Consider the following 19,510-nt stretch of genomic DNA (forward strand, 5'->3'; position numbering starts at 1 on the left):
CCGTCAGTGGTGGTGGTTCGGCGTCTGTGGGCGGCTGCCCGGCTCTTCGCGCGGCGGCTTCTGGTCCGTGCCGGGGAACACCGGCGCGGGCAGGTTCGCGGCCTCGTCGCGCGACAGCGTGAGCGGGCCCGAGGTGTCGGGCAGCGTCGGCGGCTGCGCCTTGTGGTCGTTGAAGCGGAAGGCTGAGGTCATGTCACCGAAGGTCTTGCGGCGCCAGTCGGAGATGTTCGTCTCGCGCACACCGGTGACCTGCTCGAGGAACTGCAGCGTCGACGTGTGGTCGAACGGCTCGCTGCACACCCAGCCACCCGCGGTCCAGGGCGAGATGATGATCGCCGGGACGCGGTAGCCCGCGCCGACCGAGAGCCCGTTGCCCTTGGTGCCGCCCGGCGAGGTCTTGGTGACGAACTCGTACGGGGTGCCGGCGGGCGGCGTCGGCGGGACGACGTGGTCGGACAGGCCGTCGTTCTCGTCGTAGTTGAGGATGAACGCGGTCTTGGCCCACACGTCCGGGTTGGACGCGATGGCGTCGATCTTCGAGGCGACGAACGCCGCGCCTTCGGCGGGCGTGTAGTTCGGGTGCTCCGAAGCCGTGGAGGTGCAGATGATCCACGATACGGTGGGCAGCTTGTCGTTGCGCGCGTCGTATTCGAACTGGCCTTCGGGGCGGTGGGTCAGGCCGTTGACGGCGAGCGGCGTTGGCCGGCGCGTTCTTGAAGTTGGCGAAGTTCTCGAGCATGTTGCAGCCGTAGGTGCCGCTCTGCTCGTAGACCTTCCAGCTCACGCCCACGGCCTGGAGGCGCTCTGAGTACGTGGTCCAGGTGTAGCCGCCGGCGGGGGCGTTGTTGTCGAGGATCGGACCGCCGTTCTCGCCGTCGGGGTCGACGGTGCCGGTCATCCACATCATGCGGTTGGGCCACGTCGGGCCGAGCACCGAGCAGAAGTAGGAGTCGCACACGGTGAAGGCTTCGGCGAGCGCGAACTGGAACGGCAGGTCGGCGCGCGTGTGGTAACCCATCACGTAGGGGCCGTTCTTGCCGTCGGCCTCGCGGTGCGCCGGGAGCCAGCTGTCCATCTTGCCGCCGTTGAGGGCGTCGTGCTGGACCTGCCAGGCGTGGGAGGTCGAGGGGATCTTCTGGGCGTTGGTGGCGTGGGTGTCGAGGTGGAACGGCAGCGCGTAGCCGGCGGGGTTCTCGGCGTCGGGCTGGTAGAACACGGACTTGCCGTTCGGCAGCTTCTTGGCGTGCGGGTCACCGAACCCGCGGACGCCGCGCATGGTGCCGAAGTAGTGGTCGAACGACCGGTTTTCCTGCATCAGCAGCACGACGTGCTCGATGTCCTTGATCGAGCCGTGTTTGGGCGCTCAGCGCCGGCGGCTCCGGCGGTGGATCCGAGAAGACGGCGACGAGTCAGTTCGGTCATGGCTGACACCCCGCTGCCACCTCGCCACTCAAAAAGGTGGTTATCTCGGAACGAGTGACGGGTGCCGCTGGACGCACCCCGATCATCGATTGTCACTGCGGACGCTGCGGATCGAGGTGCAGGGAGGGTTCTGGGCGCAGTCGCCGCTGCGTTGCCAGCCTTCTGTAGGCAAGGCGAGGTGGCAGTCCGCGCCGGTGGGGAGATTGCTCGGCCCGAATGCCTGCTTCGCCGGCCCCCGAGCTTCCTCGGGCCGACTCCGTCGCCCGCACCTCACTAACGCCGCCGGCCGCCCCACTCGACTCGGCCGCGCCGCGCACCTCACCCGCACCTCAGCAACGCGGCTCTCTCACCACTCGACTCGGGCGCGCGGAGCATGGTCACCCACTCCACTCGCCCCGGGACCTCGCCTCACCGGGGCACCTCGGCCGGGCAGGGCGTCTCGCCCGCACCTGAACAATGCGGTTCTCTCACGACTCAGCTGGGCCGGGCAGGGCGTCTCGCCCGCACCTGAACAATGCGGTTCTCTCACCACTCACCTGGGCCGCACAGCGCATCTCACCCGCACCCAACCACCCCACCTGTCTCACCACGAGCACTGCGCCCCGCGCAGTAGCTCCCCCATCTCAGCCATGCAGGAATGGTCACCGATGGCACCGTGGGGGCCCGGGGGCTCGGCCCCCGGGAGACATGGCGAGGGCCACCCAGCTCGCGCTTTCCGCGAGCAGAGTGGCCCCTGGACCGAGCGGATGACGGGATTCGAACCCGCGACCCTCACCTTGGCAAGGTGATGCGCTACCAGCTGCGCTACATCCGCGTTCACCGCTTGTTGCTCGGTGTTGCCGTAACTCTATACCGAGGGGTGGGAGCCACTTTCGGGGGGTCCACCTTGGCGCTGCCCGGCCTGTGACGTGCTTCGACCCGGTGCTTCGTTGTCACATCGGGCGCACAGGGGGTGACGACGGGCTTTTCGCTCCGTATGGTGTCCCCATTCGACCGAGTGGTGAGTCCTTCGGGGGAGGAGGTGCCTTGCCGGATGACCGAGCTGGGCACGGCGCCGCCACCAGCGGCCTCGGAATCCGACGAGCAGGCACTGCTTCAGCGGCTCCGCAACGGGGAAGACGCCGCGTTCGGGGAGCTGTTCGAGCTCCACGCGGCGGCCGTGCGCAGGTTGGCGCAGAGCCTCGCGTCGGACAGGTCCGAGGCCGAGGACATCACGGCCGAGACGTTCTTCCGGGTTCTGCAGGCGCTGCGGCGCGGCGCGGGCCCGCGTGACTACGTCCGCGCGTACCTCCTGACCGTTGCCCGCCGGGTGTCGTGGGAGTGGCACGGGGCGCGCCGCGACGTGCCGGTGACCGACGACGAGCTGACGTTCCGCGCCGGCGCGGGCGCCGACACCAACGCGCGCACCGCCGAGCACACGCTGATCACCACGGCGTTCACGAGCTTGCCCGAGCGTTGGCGCACGGTGTTGTGGCAGACCGAGGTCGAGGGTGAGCAACCCGCCATGGTCGCGCCGCACTTCGGGCTTTCGGCCAACGCGACGGCGGCGCTCGCCCGCCGTGCGCGCCAGGGCCTTCGCGCGGCCTATCTCCAGGCGCACCTTTCGGTGAACCGCGGGCCGGAGACGTGCCGTTCGGTCGTCGAGAAGATGGGCGGCTTCACCGCGGGCAGCGTCACGGGCGCCGAGGCCAAGCGGATCAAGGCGCACCTGCTGGGGTGCGCGTCGTGCCGCGCGACGCAGGACGAGCTGCGCGACGTCTGTTCCTCGCTGCGTGCGCACGCAGAGGTGCTCGTGGTCGCGGTGCCCGCGCTGGTGGGCATCGGCAAGGCTGCCGGTGTGACGGGGGTCGTCACCACCGTGAAGAGCGTGCTGTTCGGCTCGAAGGTGAAGGTCGGGCTCGCGCTCGCGTCGACGGCCGCCGCGGGCGTCGCCGGGTTCACGACCGGTCCGCTCGTGTTCGGTACGCACCCGGTGCAGGACGTCGGTCTGCAGGGTGGTGCGCCAGAACTGGCGTTGCAGCCGCCCGCGCCGCCGGCTCAGCAGCCGCCTCCGCAGGTGCAACACGGCCCGCGCGTGGCGACCGGCCAGCTGCACGGGGCCGCGCGTCCGCAGCACCCGTCGGCTCACACCGTCGGCTCGCACCTGGGCGCCAACGACGTGCCGAAGCTCCCGGGCGGGCCTGTTGCTGGAGCCGGCGCCGGGCAGCCGTCCGACGTTTCGGCCCGCGATGACCTCCCCGGCGTCAGCCAGTCGCACTCCACGGTGTCGAGCCAGAACTCCCCGGACGCCACCGAATCCACGGACTCGCGCGCCGACACCGATCCGGACCTGACACCGGGTGACCCGTGCGACGACCCGTCGATCGACGGCCCGTTCAGCACCACGCGCACGTCGTACCCGCCGTCGTTCGTGCCGCCGCCGACGTTCACGTATGTGCCCCCGCCGGAGACCTACCTCCCGCCGACGGTCACGACCACGCCGGCGCCGGGCGGCACCGTCCCGGAGAAGCCCGGATCGTCCGCGAAGCGCGCTCCGACCAAGTCCACGCAGTCGGAGACCCGGTCCGAGACGGATACCGCTTCCCAGGACTCGGGAGACGTGACCCCCTCGGATGTCACCGGTTCGGCCGATTCCGATTCACCGCCGGCTCCCTGAGCAGCGAAAACCGGGCAAACCTCGCGCCACGCTCCGTGACCACCTCGCGCTGACGGGCGCCGTCACGGTAACGTTGACCGACTCGAGCGTCGCCCGGGAGGCAACAGGATGAACCGGCTGGTGCGCGGCGAAGACGGCCGTGACTGGGTGGTCCGAGCCCAGATGGAGTGGCGGGCGCCCGCCACCGCGGACGATTTCGAACACGATGTGGCCGGCAGCTACACGCCGGGCATCGCCATGCTCCTGGTCACCGCGTTCCTGGCCGTGGTGCTCGTGATCTGGACGCCGGACCAGGTGCGCGTGCCGGCGTGGGTGTTCCTCGCGATCCTGTTGGTGCTGCTGTTCTTCCCGCTGCGCTGGATCCTGCGGCGGCCGTGGACGGTCGTGGCCGAGACCGAGGGCGACGTGACGGGTGACCGGCCGTCTGAGCGCTGGGTCGGCACGATCCGGGGCATGTTCACGGTGTCGGGCGAGGTCAAGCGGATCACGAAGACGATCCAGAAGCACTCGCTGCCCGACTTCGACGGTCCCCTGCACCCGGTCGAATAGCTCAGTCGAACAGGCCGGGCACCTGGCCGATTCGGGCAGCACGAGCAAGACTGGTGCCATGCCCGAGCTGCCCGAGGTCGAAGCACTCGCCCATCACCTGCGCGAACACGCCGTGGGCGCCACGGTGTTCCGGCTCGACGTCGCCTCGCTCAGCGTCCTGAAGACGGCCGTGCCGCCCTACACCGAGCTGCACGGCCGCGAAATCACCGGCGCCACGCGCCACGGCAAGCACCTCGACGTGGTCCTCGGCGACCTGCACCTCGTCGTCCACCTGGCGCGCGCCGGCTGGCTGCGCTGGTCCGACCAGCTTTCGCCGACGCCGTTGAAGCCGGGCAAGGGCCCGATCTCGCTGCGCGTGCACCTCAACGCGGCGGCCGGGCCGGGCTTCGACCTCACCGAAGCGGGCACGAAGAAGGGCCTCGCCGTCTGGATCGTCCGCGACCCGAGCGAGATCCCCAGCGTCGCGCGCCTGGGGCCGGACGCCCTGTCGCTCGACGCGTCGCAGCTGCGCGAGCTCTTCGCCGGCAAGGGCACGCGGCTCAAGTGGGCGCTCACCGACCAGTCGCTCATCGCCGGCATCGGCAACGCCTACTCCGACGAGATCATGCACAAGGCCAAGCTTTCCCCGTACGCCACCGTCGGCAAGCTCGACGAGGGCGCGCTGGAGACGCTGGCCGCCGCCATCCACGACATCGAGTCCGACGCCGTGCAGCGCTCCGTCGGCCAGAAAGCCGCGATGCTCAAGGGCGAGAAGCGCTCGGGCCTGCGCGTGCACGCCCGCACCGGCCTGCCCTGCCCGGTCTGCGGCGACACCATCCGCGAGATCTCGTTCGCCGACAAGTCCTTCCAGTACTGCCCCACCTGCCAGACGGGCGGCAAACCTCTCGCTGACCGGCGCATGTCCCGCCTGCTCAAGTAACACCGGGCCCGGGCTCCGCGAACCTCCGCACGACGCGTCCGTTCGCGCCGTGAGAGCGCTGGGCCGAACGGGAAACCCAACCCGACGGCCGTCGCAGGGAGTGACCATGCGGCCCTGGCACGCCGCTCGGTAGGGTTCAGCCACCCTCGGTCGTCACAACTGGACAGAAAGTGGGGAGCAAGCCTTGCACCCGGTCGGTCGAGCGCAGAGCATGGACGTCGTGTCCGCCTTCCCCCTCGCGCAGGTCGTCCCGTGGACGCTGGCCGGTGTGCTCGCGGTCATCGTGCTCGTGCTGCTCTTCAAGGTGCGTCGGCCCAAGGGCGTGATCCAGGACGCCGTGCTGCAGGCCGTGCACCGGATGTCGAAGGCCACGCCGAACCTGCGCGCCGGGCTCGACGAGGAGGCCGCCAACCGGATGACCTCCGAGCTGCTCGAAGTGCTCGACTGCCTCGCCGTGGGGATCACCGACAGTGAGGGCACGCTCCTGTCCTGGGCTGGCGAAGCCACCGACCACTACCTCGACCTCGTCGACGACATCGGCACCGCGCTGCGCAAGCACCGTCGCGCCGTCGCCGACCACAACCGGATGCCGTGCAACCACCGCGGCACCTGCAAGATGAAAACCGCCGCCATCGTGCCGATCCTGGTCGAGGGCGCCGCGGAGGCCACGCTGATCGTCGTCGGGCGCACGCGCGGCAAGCTCGTGCAGATGGCCGAGGCCGTGGCGCAGTTCGTCTGCACGCAGTTCGAACTGGCCCGGTTGGAAGAGTCACGCAACCAGCTGCAGCAGGCCGAGATCAAGGCCCTGCGCGCGCAGATCTCGCCGCACTTCGTCTACAACGCGCTGAACACGATCTCCGCGCTGATCCGCACGGACCCCGAAGAAGCGCGCGAGCTCCTTCAGGACTTCGCCGACTTCACGCGCTACTCGTTCCGCACCTCCGGCATGTACACCACGCTCGCCGAGGAGCTGCGCAACATCGACCGCTACCTCACGATCGAGAACGCGCGCTTCGGCGGTCGCCTCGAGGTGCGCATGAAGATCGCGCCCGAGGTGCTGAGCGTGGTCGTGCCGTTCCTGATCATCCAGCCGCTGGTGGAGAACGCGGTCAAGCACGGCCTGGCGAGCAAGCCCAGCGGCGGCTGCGTCACCGTGATCGCGCAGGACTACGGCACCGAGGCCCTGATCAGCGTCGAGGACGACGGCATCGGCATGGACCCGCGCGCGCTCACCGACCTGAAGAACGCGCACCGCACCGGCGCCCACGTCGGCCTCGGCAACATCAACCAGCGCATGCGCCAGGTGTTCGGCGAGGACTACGCGCTCACCGTCGACACCGCGCCCGGCGCGGGCATGAAGGTGACGCTGCGCGTGCCGAAGTTCAAGCTCGGCGTGCGCCCGAACATGCCCGACTACTCGGCCGACGTGCCGCCCCAGGGCGGGCCCGAGGACGACGAGGCCGAGCACAGCGGTGTGAACGGATCGCGTTCGGGCATGCTGCCCGCCCACTGAGATGGCTAGCCTGGCGGCATGAGCGTTACCGAGAAGCTGACGTCCCGCCTGCCCGTGCTCGGCGACCGCGTCGAGCGCAAGGACGTGGTCGCGGTGGTGAAGCTGCACGGCGTGATCACGCCGTCGCCTTCGCCGCTGGCGCGCGGCTCGATCAACCTGGCGGCCGTCGAATCGGCGCTGACCAGGGCCTTCGGTCACGACCGGCTCAAGGCGGTGGCGCTGCTGATCAACTCGCCGGGTGGCGCGCCGACGCAGTCAGGCCTGGTTGCGGAGCGCATCCGTCAGCTGGCCGACGAGAAGAAGGTGCCCGTGCTGGCCTTCGCCGAGGACGTCGCCGCGTCCGGCGGCTACTGGCTCGCGTGCGCGGCCGACGAGATCTTCGCCCACCGCACGTCGATGGTCGGCTCCATCGGCGTGATCAGCGGCGGCTTCGGGTTCACGGGCCTGCTGGAGCGCTTCGGCATCGAGCGCCGGCTGCACACGGCGGGCGCGAACAAGTCGCGGCTGGACCCGTTCAGCCCGGAGAAGCCCGAAGACGTCGAGTGGCTGAAGAAGATGCACAGCCAGCTCCACGAGCTGTTCGTCGACTGGGTCAAGGAGCGCCGTGGCGGCCGGCTCGCCGACACCGAGGATCTGTTCACCGGCGACGTCTGGCTCGGGCAGAAGGCGCTCGACCTCGGGCTGATCGACGGCCTCGGCTCGCTGCGCCAGATCGTCACCGAGCGGTACCCGGACGCGGAGATCTCCGTGGCCGAGCCGAAGAAGCCGTTGCTCGCGCGGCTCGGCATCGGCGCGCCCGCGGCAGCGAGCGCGGTGCTCGACGCGGTGACCACCAAGGCCGCGTGGGCCCGCTTCGGTTTGTGACCTCCGGACACCCGTGCGCGTCCGGTACTCGCCCGGTTGGCCGCACCGTCGTGCTGCACCGTGCCGCGCCCGTGACCAGGAATGGGGCAAAGGGGGCGTCGGCTTTCCCCGACGGGCGGATGAGCGGGGCGGGGCTGGACATTGCACTCGGCAATGGGCAGGATGCGACTCACTGTGAGTGCTCATGAAGACACCCGGAAGCTCATCGTCCTGGCGGTGGACGACGAACTCAACGGGCTTGACGAACTGACCCACGGCCTGAAGAACAACCCGTACATCCACCGCGTCTTCAAGGCGTCGGACGCCTCCGACGCGCTGCGGTTGTTCTCCCACGACGACCCCGAGCTCATCGCCCGGCGCGCGCAGGGCCTGCCGACGGTCGACGCCGTGTTCGCCGACATCGACATGCCCGGCCTGTCCGGTATGGAGATGTCGCGCGTGATCGCGGCGATGAACCCGTCGCCGATCCTGGTGTTCGTCACGGGCCACGCCGAGGAAGCCGTGAACGCGTTCGACCTCGGCGCCGTCGACTACGTGCTCAAGCCGTTCCAGCAGGACCGCCTCGACCGGTCCGTCTCGCGCGTGCGCGAGAAGCTGGCCGCGGCCACGTCGCCGCCGCCGGGGCAGCGCGCGGGCGAGCCGGTGAAGAACGACGACGAGGTGATCCCCGTCGAGCTCGCCGGCACCACCAAGCTCATCCCGCGCTCGTCGGTGCGGTGGGTGGAGGCCCAGGGCGACTACGCGCGGCTGTTCACCACCGAGGGCAGCCACCTGGTGCGCATCCCGCTGGCCCAGCTCGAGGAACGCTGGGAGAAGGCCGGGTTCGTGCGCATCCACCGCTCGTTCCTGGTCGCGTTGCCGCTGATCACGGAGCTGCGCATGGGCCAGGGCGGCTACCAGGTCGTGATCGGCAACGAGGAGAAGGTGCTGCCGGTCAGCCGACGGCACACGCGGGCGCTGAAGGACCGGCTCGTCGGCTCCGGCCGCGGCGGCTGAGCCCGTGTCCGCGCCCGACGACCCGTACCACCGCCTGGCCAACGGGGTCCGCGAACCGGACCCCACGCTGGGTCGCGTGCCCGAGGACAGCGCGGTCGTGGAGCCGGTGCCGCCGGCGCCCGAGCCGCTGCGCCCGGCCGAGCCCGCGCACGAGAAGCCGAAGCGCCAGCGCGTGGTCCTGGCCGACCCGCGCCAGTCGGCGGGCCGGATGCGGGCGCGCATCGAGCTGGAGGAACAGACCAGCTGGGGAAAGCTGCTGGTCCGGGACCTGGTGAAGGTGCAGCTGCGCACGGCCGTGCTGCTGGCGTTGCTGGTGCTGGTGGTGCTCGGGGCGATGCCCGTGCTGTTCTACCTCCTGCCGGCCGTCGCGCGGTTCACGGTGATCGGCATCCCGATCCCGTGGCTCGTGCTCGGGCTGTTGCCGTTCCCGTTCCTGTTCGCGGTGGGCCTCTGGTACAACCGGCTCGCCGAGCGCCACGAGCGCGACTTCGTGGACATGATCGAAAACTGACCGCCGGCGGACGGGAAAGCCCCGGTGGCGGGGCATCACCTGGCCGCGGGCTCGTGCGAGGATTCCAGCCGTGCAGCTGAACCCGTGGGCGTTGACCGGCATCGTGCTGGTCGCCCTCGCGACGTACTACCTCGGGTACCGCTCGTCGCGTTCGGCCACCAGCACGCACGATTTCCTCGTTGCCAGGCGAACGGTCCGTTCACGCCGCAACGCCGCGGCCATCTCGGGTGAGTACCTGTCGGCCGCGTCGTTCCTGGGCGTCGCGGGCATCGTGCTCAAGGAAGGCGCGGACGCCACCTGGTACCCGATCGGCTTCACCGCCGGTTACCTCGCGCTGATGCTGTTCGTCGCCGCGCCCCTGCGCCGCTCGGGCGCCTACACGTTGCCGGACTTCGTGGAGATGCGCCTCGGTTCGCTGGGGCTGCGCCGCTTCGCGACGGCGTTCGTGGTGTTCATCGGGATCCTCTACATGGTCCCGCAGCTGCAGGGCGCGGGACTGACGCTCGCGTCGGTCCTGCCCGTACCCGCGTGGGTGGGCGCGGTCGTGGTCACGGTGCTGGTGGGGATCAACGTGATCGCCGGCGGCATGCGTGCGATCACGGTGGTCCAGGCCTTTCAGTACTGGCTCAAGCTGTTCGCGATCTCGGTGCCGACTTTCGTGCTGTGCATGGTGTTCTTCTCCGGCGGCGGCCCCGGCGGCGTGCGCGCGCTCGGCTCGCCGGCCCCGCCCGTGTTCCCGCAGGACACCACGGTGTCGGTGCAGACCGACGTGACGGTGAAGGTCACCACCGAGACCTACTTCTACGCCGACGGCCGCATCGACGGCGGCCCCGCGCGCGGCGTGGCCCGCTGGTCGCCGCTGATCCCGCACACGGTCGAGAAGGGCACCTCGCTCAAGTTCGCCGCGGGCACGCCGGTGCCGGTGATCAGCGACGCGCCGGCGACCAACGACGCGTGGCTGCACCCCGCGTCCGGCAAGATCACCGACCTGCTGCAGACGTACTCGCTGATCTTCGCGCTGTTCCTCGGCACCATGGGGCTGCCCCACGTGCTGGTGCGCTTCTACACCAACCCCGACGGCAAGGCCGCGCGCCGCACGACCGTCCACGTGCTGTTGCTGCTCGGGCTGTTTTACCTGTTCCCGACGATGCTGGGCGCGCTGTCGCGGATGTACGTGCCGCAGCTGCTCGTCACCGGCAACACCGACGCGGCCGTGCTGATGCTGCCGTCGGCGATGGTGCCTGGGGTGGCGGGCCAGATCCTCGCGGCGGTCGTGGCGGCGGGCGCGTTCGCCGCGTTCCTGTCGAGCTCGTCGGGGCTGCTGGTGAGCGTGGCCGGCGTGGTGTCCACGGACCTGCTTCCGGGGCGGGTCAAGGACTTCAAGGTGGGCACGGCCATCGTCGCGCTGTGTCCGCTCGGCCTGGCGTTCCTGCTGCGCACGGAGGACATCTCGCTGTCGATCGGGCTGACGTTCGCGTTGGCGGCCTCGACGTTCAGCCCGCTCCTGCTGCTCGGCATCTGGTGGCGCAAGCTCAGCTGGCCGGGTGCGCTGGCGGGCATGCTCGTCGGTGGAGGACTGGTGCTGGCCGCGCTGGGAGTCGACATGGCGGCGGGCTACGCGGGCTTCGAAGCGCCCTGGTTCACGAGCCAGCCCGGCCTGATCTCGGTGCCGGCGGCGTTCCTCATGACATACGTGGTCAGCCGCCTGACCCGCTACGGGCGCCCGGAGCTGGTCAACGACATCATGCTGCGCCTGCACGCCCCCGACCCGCTCGGCCTCATGCGCGACCGAGCCGTCGCGCGGTTCGGCCAGGCGGAGGACAAGGCGCGCGCCGGGCGCGGCCGGCACCGCAAGTAGGTCACTCGGCGTCACTGCCCGATCACCCGATCCGACGAGGTCGCATCAGCCTTTCCGGGGCGGAAGATCTTCGTGTCGGTGTTGTCGGGTCGTGGTCAGGTCGTGGTCGGGAAGGGGCGCCGTGGAACGCACCGAAGCGAACGTCGACTGGGAGCACGTGCAGGCGACACCCGAGTTCCAGCAGCTTCGCCGGCGTCGGCGCGGGTTCGTGTTTCCCCTGTCGGCGGCGTTCCTGGTCTGGTACCTGCTCTACGTGCTCCTCGCCGACTACGCGCACGCGTTCATGAGCGCGCGCCTGTGGGGCACCATTACGGTGGGTTTGGTGCTGGGCCTGGCGCAGTTCTTGACGACGTTCGTCATCACGGCGTTGTATGTGCGCTTCGCAAACCGCAAGCTGGACCCCCTGGCCGCGGAACTGCGCGCCGAGTACGGGGGCTAGCGTTTGGTTCCTCACACGCGCACAACGCCTGGACATGGGAGCATGGAACTGTGGTGAGCCCTGCTGAACTGCCGACCGCCGAAGTCCGTGACCTGCCGAAGGACGGCGTCCCCCTGCTGGACGTCCGCGAGGACGACGAGTGGGCCGCCGGCCACGCGCCCGGCGCCGTCCACATCCCCCTCGGCGAGCTGCCCGCGCGGGTCGACGAGCTTTCCGAGCTGCCTGACGACCAGCCCGTCTACGTCATCTGCCGCAGCGGCGGCCGCTCCGCCCGCGCCACCGCCTGGCTGAACGCCAGCGGCTGGGACTCTGTCAACGTCGCCGGCGGCATGGGCGCCTGGGCCCGCGAGGGCCGCCCCATGGTGAGCGAGAACGCGGGCGCCGAACCCGAGGTCATCTGACGGATGCACCCAGCCCAGCCCCCCGTCCCCCCGGGATCCGCGCACCCCGCGGGTCCTCAGGGCGGCGCGGGCTGGCCCCAGTACCCGCCTTGGCAGGCTGAGTCTTCTCCCGACGGCTGGGTGCCCGGGTTCGGTGCGCCGCCGGCCGGCGGCCCTGCTCAACCGGCCGACCACCCGCGACCGTTCACCGCCGCCCCGCAGGGCCAGGTGCAGCGGACCACGCCGGAGTACCCGTCGCACCCGCGGCAGCGTCCACGCCTGAAGTGGGTCGCTTCACCGCCGCCCGGCTCGGTGATCCGGCGGCGCGCCGTGGCGACCACGCCGTATGCGGGCCCTCCGTCCTACCCGGTCCCGCCGCGCTGGGGCTTCCCGAACCTCGTCTGGCGCCGCCCGACGACGGTGCCCGGCACCGCGTCCGGCGCGGTGCGCGCGATCGACCGCATCCCGGTCCTGGCGCAGAGCCTCAACACGATCCTGTGGACGTTCGCGTTCCTCGCCCTCGCCGCGGCGGGCTCGGAGATCTGGCGCTACGCCCTGCTGGTGCAGAGCCGCGACTCCGCGCTGAGCACGTCGGTGGTCGGCTTCTCCGACGCGTTCGTGGTCACCGCGGGCCTGCTCACCACGATCCTTTCGCTGCTCCCGGCGGGGCTGGCCGTGTGGTGGCTGCTCGTCGCCCGCCACGCCGCCGCCGACGAGGCCTGCGTCGAGCCCGCGCGGCCGGTGTGGCAGGTGCTCGTCGGCGTGCTGGTGCCGGTCGCGAACCTGCCCATGGCGCTGTCCGTGGTGGGCGAACTGGAGCACGCCGTCCTCCGCCGCCCCCGCGACGAACGCCCCAAGCCCTCCCGCCTCGTCCTCATCTGGTGGGGCACCTGGCTGGCCAACTGGGTGCTCCTCGCGGTCACGATCATCTGGCGCCTGCGCCCGGGCGTGCAGGCGATGGCGGACAGCGTCGTCCTCGTCGCCCTCACCGACCTCACCGCCGCCGCCCTCGCAATCACCACGGCGCTCGTCATCCGCCGCTTCTCGGACCTCCTGATGCCCATCGCCCCAGGCCGGCTGCGCACGCTGCGCGTCCTCAGGATCGACGGCGCTCCGGAGCCGGAGCTGCACAACGCCCGCCCGGTCGGGGCTGCTCGCTGAGCCTCGTTGGGCCTCAGCCCCAGCTGCGCGAAGGTCTTCGCAGCCGCGTTGAGCATGCGTCGTTTGCCCGCACCCCTTCGTGCGTGCTGTGCCCGGTTCCGCCGCGCTCTGCGTCGCAACCGGGTGCTGGGGGCCGGGCCGTGCGAAGGCCTTCGTCACGACATTGTGCGTCGGCCCGTTCGGTAGCGCTCCTGAGCCGCGGGCACACCGGCGCCGGTCGGCGTTGCCCCGTGTGCCTCAGCCGAGCGCCGGTTCGAGCTGTCCGAACGCCTTCGCCGCCGCCTCGCGCACCTTGGTGACCAGGTCCTCGTCACCGGCGTAGGTGAGGTCCCAGACCTCGTCGAACAGCAGCCGCAGCACCGAAGTCAGGTGGGCCGCCGCCGCGCGCGCGAGGATGTCGCTGCCGGGGGCCTCGGGTGCCGGCAGGGCGGCGACGAGCTGCTGTTCCCGGTCTCGGTGCATCTGCGTGAGCGCGGCCATGAGCGTCACGCTGGCCCGCACCATCCCGACGAACTCGATCCCCGCGAACCCCAGCAGCGCGCTCCGCTCCTCGAGTGCCGCGAAGTACCCGTCGCGCACCGCCGCGAACGGCGTGCGCGACGGCGCCTGCTGCACCAGCTTCGCCGGCCAGTCGACGAAGTCGTTGCGAATGTCGAAGACCAGGTCCTCCTTGCGCCCGAAGTGGTTGGTCACGGTCATCTTCGCGACACGCGCCGCGTCCGCGACCTCGGCGATCGTCACCCCCTCGAACCCGCGCGCGATGAACAGCCGCGTCGCCGCGTGCGAGATGTTCTGCCTGGTCTCGAGTTTTTTCCGCTCCCTGAGGCTCACCCACCCAGAATACTAGGTCCGACCTAAATTTGTGCTTGACCTAGTGATTTTCCTGAACCTAACCTTAGGTTCGACCTAATCATCCTCGAAGGGACATCGATGACCCTGCGCCTGCTCGCCGTCCACGCCCACCCCGACGACGAATCCAGCAAGGGCGCCGCCACCCTCGCCCGCTATGCCGCGGAGGGCGTCGACGTCCTCGTCGCCACCTGCACCGGCGGCGAACGCGGCGATGTGCTCAACCCAATGTGGAACAGCCCGGCCATCCACAGGGACCTGCCCGCCATCCGCAGACGCGAGATGGCCGCCGCGGCGGAGATTCTCGGTGTGCGCCAGCAGTTCCTGGGCCACGTCGACTCCGGCCTCGACCAGCCGCTACCCGAAGGCTGCTTCGCGAAACTGTCCGTTGAGGACGCCGCCAAGCCGCTCGCGGACCTGCTGCGCGAATTCCGTCCACAGGTCGTGATCACCTACGACGAGACCGGCGGTTATCCACACCCCGACCACATCCGCACCCACGAAGTCACCCGCGCCGCCTTCGCCGCGACCGACGACGGCACCCCGCGCAAGCTCTACTACCAGGCCACCCTAAGCCGCGCATGGTTCCAGGCCATGCACGACGCCACACTCTCCGCCGGTCTCGAGTCGCAGATGGGCCCGGTCCTCGACGAGCTCGCGCCCGACCGTCTCCGCGTCACCACGAGGATTCGCTGCGAGCAGTACTTCGACACCCGCGACCGCGCCCTCAAGGCCCACGCCACCCAGGCCGATCCGGCCCACCCGTTTTTCCACCACTCCCGCGAGGTCGAACGCGCCGCTTGGCCCTGGGAGGAGTACCACCTCGTCGGCAGCACCCCGGACACCCACGAAGACGACCTCTTCGCCGGCCTCCGCTGACGCGGTCGATCAGCCGACCCAACCCGGCGGCCCGACCTGCGAAGCACCGATCAGACCGTCACCGGCAACGTCCTCAGCCCCCGGATCACGAACTCCGGTCGCCTTTCCGGGTCAGCCGCCAGCCGCAGCCCCGGCAGCCGCGCGGAGAGCGCCGACAACGCCGCCGCGATCTCCACGCGCGCGAGCGGCGCCCCCACGCAGTAGTGGATCCCCATCCCGAAACCGAGATGCGCGTTGGGTGAGCGGCCGATGTCCAGCACGTCCGGCGAATCGAACACCCGAGGATCCCGCGCCGCCGCCCCCAGCAGTGCGCCGATCTTCGTGCCGCGAGCCACGTGGTACCCCGCGATCTCCACGTCCTCGGTCGCCGTGCGCTCGAACAGCTGCAGCGGCGCGTCGAACCGGATCAGTTCTTCCACAGCCGAGTCGAGCAAACTTGGGTCCGACCCAAGTCGTTCCCACTCGGACCGATGGGTCAACAACGCGAGTACCCCGTTGCCGATCACGTTCACCGTCGCCTCGTGCCCCGCCATCAGCAGCAGCACGGCGGTGGCCACGACCTCGTCCGGCGTGAGTTCGCTGGCCGCCAGGTCGGCCACGATCCCGCCCGGCGTCCCGCTCACCACCGAGCGCAGGTACTCGACGAAGTCGGCCGCGGCCTGCTCGGCTGCGTCACGGCCGGCTTCCGGCAGGCCGAACTCGTACATCTTCACGATCGCGTTGCTCCACGCCACCATCCGCGGCCCGGCCTCCACGGGGATGCCGAGCAGCTCCGCGATCACGGCCACCGGCAGCGGCTGCGCGAGATGTTCCAGCAAGTCGGCGCTGCCGTCGGCCTCGATCTTGCCCGCCAGTGTGTCCACCATGGACGAAGCCAGCCGCGTGACCATCGGCCGCAGCCGCTGCACGTGGCCGCGGCCGAACTCGCCCGCGATCACCCGCCGCAGCCGCGTGTGGGCCGGCGGTTCGTTCTCCAGCAACGAGTTGCGATGCAGCAGGTTGAACGACGCGAACCGCTCGAGCGGCTGCGCGTCCGTCCAGATCCGGCCCAGCCCGCGGTGGCGCAGCACGGCGGCCGACGCGGCGTGCGAGACCGTGATCGCCAGGTCGAGTCCATCGTGGTGGTGCACCTCGCCCTCGGCGCGCAGCGCGGCGAACGCGGGGTACGGGTCGGCGAGGAAGGCGGGATCGGAAGCGTCGAACACGAGCCGACTCTAACCCGGGCGCCCCCTGCGGCCCCCGCTTCGATAGCGTCTGGCGTCGAGCTTTGAGGAGGCTGAAGTGGGTAAGGGCGCACGGAAGAAGGGTCCCAAGCCGGACCGCAAACCGAAGGTGCGCGACGTTTTCGTCGGGCAGCCCTTCGAAGGTCTGGCCGCGGAGCCGGAGCTGATCGCGTTGCGCGAGTTCGTGCCGTCGGCCACGGCGAAGCTCACGCTCGCCGAAGGCGGCGACGTCACCCTCGGCACCGTGCTGCCCATGGCGGCCGCGGCGTTCGTCCGCTCCGACGGGCAGCGCTACCTCGGTCTGCAGGTGCAGACTCGGTCGTCGGACATCAGCCGCGACCTCGGCCGGTCGCTGCGCTGGGTGCTCGACGCGAAGCCGGGTGACGTCCTGTCGGTGCCGGACACGACCACGCCGACCGACCCGGACGAGCACAACCGCCTGCAGGACCTGCTCGCGCCCGCCGCTGAGCTGGAGCTCACGCTCCACAGCGACTTCGGCTGGTGGCTGCCCGAGGACGCGGACGCGAGCGGCGACGTCGCGGTGTCCCTCGAGCGCGCCAACGCCGCCATCATGCCCACCGAGCGCCTCGGCGCCGGTGCGTACTGGGTGCTCGCCGGCGAGAAGGCGCACTTGCGCTGGGTCCGTCCCGAGCCGGAGAACCTGCTGCTGCAAGCGCTTGCGCGCCTGTCCGCGGCCGGCACGCTGGGCCTCGGCGAGGGCACGCGGTACGCGGGTTCGTTCCGCGCCCACGGCCTACTCGTCCCGGTGTGGGACCTCGACCCCGAAGCGCACGCGCGCGAATGGGCCGAGCCCAAGGACCAGCTTGGCGCCCGGCTCGAGGAGGCGCTGAAGTCGCTCGACGCCGAGCCGCTCAACGCCACCGAGCGCCGCGCCCGCGACGGCCTCATCGGCCGCCAGCTCACGATTCGCTAGTGAACAACGCTGTGGAAGTTCGACGCCGAACTTCCACAGCGTGTTCGCCCGCCGAAGTCACACCCCGCTGAGCGGGTAAACCCGTACCTCGACGTGCCTTCGTGGTGGCACGATCGCTGAGATGATCCTGCACATCTGTACCCGCGACGAGTGGGCCGCCGTGCCCGAGGGCGGCGAATTCGCTGCGCCTTCGCTCGTCGACATCGGGTTCATCCACTGCTCCGACCCCGGCACCGTCAGCCTGCCCGCGAACGCGCTCTACCGCGGCCGCACCGACCTCGTGCTGCTCGAGATCGACCCGACGCGGGTCGACGCGCGCGTGGTCTGGGAGGACGGTGCCCCACCACACCCCGACGGAATCCTCTTCCCGCACATCTACGGGCCGATCCCGCGAAACGCTGTGGTCGCGGTACACGATTTCCCCTCAGGCGCGGACGGTTCGTTGCGGTTGCCCGAGTCGCTCTCCGTGCGCTGAATCGCGGAAACATTCACGGAAAGTAGTCGCGAGAGCTGGACAACCTGCGGGGGCTGCCATGCGTGTGGGGGATGACGAGGACGCGGTGCGCGGCGATCTCATCGGGGGAGGGGGCGATTTGGTGACGGCAGCGGCACCTGTCATCTCGGGGGGAGAACCGGCGTGGGTCGCGGGCGCGCGCGTGGCGGCCGAGCCCAGGGTGTTCGCCGAGTTCGGTGACTTCGTCGCGGCCAGCCTGCCCGGCTTGCTGCGCTACGGCCACGCGCTCACCGGCAACCCGCACGACGCCGCGGACCTGGTGCAGACCGTGCTCGAGAAGATCGGCTCGCGCTGGTCCTACGTCCAGCAGAAGACGGGCGACCCGCTCGCGTACGTGCGGCGCTCGATGGCCAACGCGCACGTCAGCCGGTGGAGACGCACGCGTCGGGAGAACCTCGTCGCGGACCTGCCGGACACGAGCCCGTGCGCGCCGCACGACCCGTTCGAACACGAGCCGCTGTGGCAGGCGCTGCGGAATCTGCCACCGAGGCAACGCGCGGTGGTGGTGCTGCGTTACTACGAAGGACTGTCCGAGGCGGAGATCGCGGAAGCGCTCGGCGTCAGCCAGGGGACGGTGAAGAGCCAGGCCAGCAAGGCCCTCGCTTCGTTGCGGACGAAGCTGAAGCACGGAGAAGGGAGCGAAGCGGGTTGAACGTCTCCGAGGACGAGCTCGAACAGCGGCTGCGCGCGCTCTTCTCCGACGACCGGCTCGGCGTCGCGCCGCCGGCCGACGCGGCGCCGGCGATCATGGCCGGTGCGCGACGTCGTCGGCAGCGGCGGAAGGTGCTGATGTCGGCGTCCGGGGCGGTGTGTGCGCTCGCGTTGGTGTCGGGTGGGTTGGTGGTGTTCAAATTCCAGGCGACGACTGGTACGGCCGACCTGACGGCTTCGCGACTGACGGTGCCGAACGTGTCGGCTCCGCCGCCGGTCGCACCGGTCACGTCGGCCGTGCCACCGGCGGCTGAAGACCCACCCGTTACCCCACCGGTCGCGCCGTCGCACGTCTCGGCCGCTCCGCCGAAGCGGCATTCGCCTCCGCCCGCGACCCGGGGTGACGAGCCGGCGAAGGTCACGAAAGGGCCGTTGCTGATGGCGGATGGTCTCGGAGCCTTGAAGCTCGGGATGACCGAGGAGCAGCTGACCGAGTCGGGCCTGACGCTGACGCCGGTCAAGGAATCAGCCGGCTGCACCTACTACGACGTCGCCGGTGAGGGCGTCCCCGCGGCGACGGCCGTGGTTTCGCCCGACGCCGGCGTGGTGGTCGTGAAACCGGACGGCGCCGCCCACACGCCCGAGGGCGTCGGCGAGGGTTCGGCGAAGGAAGACGTGACCGCCGCGTACCCGGGAACGTCCCAGGCCTCCGACGAATTGGTGGCACCGACCGGCGACGAGGGCGCCTACCACTTCACCCTCGACGATGACGGCTCCGTCTCGAGCCTCGACGTCCGTTCCGTCAACCAGACCTGCGCCGGCTGAGCCTGGCGCCGACCGAGAAACCCGGGCTGTCCGCAGGGGGAGAGCCCGGGTTTCTCTTTGTCCGGGCCCTGGTGGAGGCGTGGATGACTGGGTGGGCTCGACCTAACGACCTGAGAGCCGACCGTCGCCTTGTGGACAGGTGGGTAGGCCTGACCTGACGACTCGGCGGCGCACCACAGTCAGCGGCGCGACGGCTCGTGGCGCTGTGGATACCTGGCTATGTCCGACCCCACGAGCTGCTGGTCGCCCGCCTACCGGGATCTGCCGTGCGGCGCAGCGGGGATTGCTGGGTGTGCTCGGCCCAGCCACTCCTCGGCGGCCCCGGTGGAGTGGGCGCGACCGACCGATTCGTGGTCGGCCCTGTGGA

Annotated in this window: 18 protein-coding genes, 1 tRNA gene and 1 pseudogene; 16 read left to right on the top strand and 4 right to left on the bottom strand. The window is 70.5% G+C overall.

Annotated elements, in window-relative coordinates; translation table 11 throughout:
* Positions 1-3: 3 nt before the first annotated feature.
* Together AB0F91_RS18145 and AB0F91_RS18150 are read right to left on the bottom strand one after the other, a co-directional pair.
* Positions 4-1,315: pseudogene (locus AB0F91_RS18145) on the bottom strand (alkaline phosphatase family protein).
* Positions 1,316-2,163: 848 nt separating this feature from the next.
* Positions 2,164-2,236: transfer RNA gene (locus tag AB0F91_RS18150), tRNA-Gly, on the bottom strand.
* A 219-nt stretch (positions 2,237-2,455) separates the two neighbouring features.
* On the opposite strand from AB0F91_RS18150, the gene AB0F91_RS18155 reads away from it, so the two are divergent.
* The 11 genes from AB0F91_RS18155 (at position 2,456) to AB0F91_RS18205 (ending at position 13,268) form a co-directional block, all read left to right on the top strand.
* Entirely contained in the window at positions 2,456-4,078 is a 1,623-nt protein-coding gene (locus AB0F91_RS18155; protein WP_360598682.1) for a sigma-70 family RNA polymerase sigma factor, read from the top strand.
* Positions 4,079-4,186: 108 nt separating this feature from the next.
* The gene (locus tag AB0F91_RS18160) at positions 4,187-4,627 is read left to right on the top strand and encodes a DUF983 domain-containing protein (protein ID WP_360598683.1); all 441 of its coding nucleotides are present in this window, start codon (positions 4,187-4,189) and stop codon (positions 4,625-4,627) included.
* A 58-nt stretch (positions 4,628-4,685) separates the two neighbouring features.
* Positions 4,686-5,546 (top strand): DNA-formamidopyrimidine glycosylase family protein, encoded by an 861-nt coding sequence (locus tag AB0F91_RS18165; RefSeq protein ID WP_360598684.1) that lies wholly within the window; start codon positions 4,686-4,688, stop codon positions 5,544-5,546.
* 211 nt (positions 5,547-5,757) lie between these two features.
* Positions 5,758-7,059, top strand: coding sequence for a histidine kinase (locus tag AB0F91_RS18170; RefSeq protein WP_360598685.1), 1,302 nt, complete (start codon positions 5,758-5,760; stop codon positions 7,057-7,059).
* 18 nt (positions 7,060-7,077) lie between these two features.
* Entirely contained in the window at positions 7,078-7,923 is an 846-nt protein-coding gene (locus AB0F91_RS18175) for a S49 family peptidase (RefSeq protein ID WP_360598686.1), read from the top strand.
* A gap of 162 nt (positions 7,924-8,085) precedes the next feature.
* Positions 8,086-8,919: a LytTR family DNA-binding domain-containing protein gene (locus AB0F91_RS18180; protein WP_360598687.1), complete on the top strand. Its 834-nt coding sequence runs from the start codon at positions 8,086-8,088 to the stop codon at positions 8,917-8,919.
* Between the two features lie 4 nt (positions 8,920-8,923).
* A complete protein-coding gene (locus AB0F91_RS18185) occupies positions 8,924-9,430 on the top strand; it encodes a hypothetical protein (RefSeq protein ID WP_360598688.1) in 507 nt (168 codons plus the stop codon).
* Positions 9,431-9,500: 70 nt separating this feature from the next.
* Positions 9,501-11,288: a cation acetate symporter gene (locus AB0F91_RS18190; RefSeq protein WP_360598689.1), complete on the top strand. Its 1,788-nt coding sequence runs from the start codon at positions 9,501-9,503 to the stop codon at positions 11,286-11,288.
* A gap of 121 nt (positions 11,289-11,409) precedes the next feature.
* Positions 11,410-11,727 (top strand): DUF485 domain-containing protein, encoded by a 318-nt coding sequence (locus tag AB0F91_RS18195; protein WP_360598690.1) that lies wholly within the window; start codon positions 11,410-11,412, stop codon positions 11,725-11,727.
* A gap of 50 nt (positions 11,728-11,777) precedes the next feature.
* On the top strand, positions 11,778-12,128 hold the full coding sequence (locus AB0F91_RS18200; RefSeq protein WP_360598691.1) for a rhodanese-like domain-containing protein: 351 nt from the start codon (positions 11,778-11,780) through the stop codon (positions 12,126-12,128).
* Positions 12,129-12,335: 207 nt separating this feature from the next.
* The gene (locus tag AB0F91_RS18205) at positions 12,336-13,268 is read left to right on the top strand and encodes a DUF4328 domain-containing protein (protein WP_360598839.1); all 933 of its coding nucleotides are present in this window, start codon (positions 12,336-12,338) and stop codon (positions 13,266-13,268) included.
* Positions 13,269-13,505: 237 nt separating this feature from the next.
* Here AB0F91_RS18205 and AB0F91_RS18210 read toward each other — a convergent pair whose 3' ends face one another.
* On the bottom strand, positions 13,506-14,099 hold the full coding sequence (locus AB0F91_RS18210) for a TetR/AcrR family transcriptional regulator (protein WP_360598692.1): 594 nt from the start codon (positions 14,097-14,099) through the stop codon (positions 13,506-13,508).
* 99 nt (positions 14,100-14,198) lie between these two features.
* On the opposite strand from AB0F91_RS18210, the gene mca reads away from it, so the two are divergent.
* Positions 14,199-14,996 (top strand): mycothiol conjugate amidase Mca, encoded by a 798-nt coding sequence (gene mca / locus AB0F91_RS18215; RefSeq protein WP_360598693.1) that lies wholly within the window; start codon positions 14,199-14,201, stop codon positions 14,994-14,996.
* Between the two features lie 50 nt (positions 14,997-15,046).
* On the opposite strand, the gene AB0F91_RS18220 is transcribed toward mca, so the two are convergent.
* On the bottom strand, positions 15,047-16,201 hold the full coding sequence (locus tag AB0F91_RS18220) for a cytochrome P450 (protein WP_360598694.1): 1,155 nt from the start codon (positions 16,199-16,201) through the stop codon (positions 15,047-15,049).
* Between the two features lie 76 nt (positions 16,202-16,277).
* Here AB0F91_RS18220 and AB0F91_RS18225 point away from each other — a divergent pair, with 76 nt between their 5' ends.
* The 4 genes from AB0F91_RS18225 to AB0F91_RS18240 all read left to right on the top strand — a co-directional run bounded on the left by AB0F91_RS18225 (position 16,278) and on the right by AB0F91_RS18240 (position 19,143).
* Positions 16,278-17,153 carry a DUF5926 family protein gene (locus tag AB0F91_RS18225; RefSeq protein ID WP_360598695.1) on the top strand — a complete coding sequence of 292 codons (876 nt, stop codon included), beginning with the start codon at positions 16,278-16,280 and terminating at the stop codon, positions 17,151-17,153.
* 121 nt (positions 17,154-17,274) lie between these two features.
* Positions 17,275-17,628: a DUF952 domain-containing protein gene (locus tag AB0F91_RS18230; protein WP_360598696.1), complete on the top strand. Its 354-nt coding sequence runs from the start codon at positions 17,275-17,277 to the stop codon at positions 17,626-17,628.
* A 58-nt stretch (positions 17,629-17,686) separates the two neighbouring features.
* Positions 17,687-18,319 (top strand): SigE family RNA polymerase sigma factor, encoded by a 633-nt coding sequence (locus AB0F91_RS18235; protein ID WP_360598697.1) that lies wholly within the window; start codon positions 17,687-17,689, stop codon positions 18,317-18,319.
* Positions 18,316-19,143 carry a hypothetical protein gene (locus AB0F91_RS18240; RefSeq protein WP_360598698.1) on the top strand — a complete coding sequence of 276 codons (828 nt, stop codon included), beginning with the start codon at positions 18,316-18,318 and terminating at the stop codon, positions 19,141-19,143. Before AB0F91_RS18235 ends, AB0F91_RS18240 begins: the two co-directional genes overlap by 4 nt.
* Positions 19,144-19,510 lie beyond the last annotated feature (367 nt).

This window comes from Amycolatopsis sp. NPDC023774 (assembly GCF_040639695.1).
Classification (GTDB): domain Bacteria; phylum Actinomycetota; class Actinomycetes; order Mycobacteriales; family Pseudonocardiaceae; genus Amycolatopsis.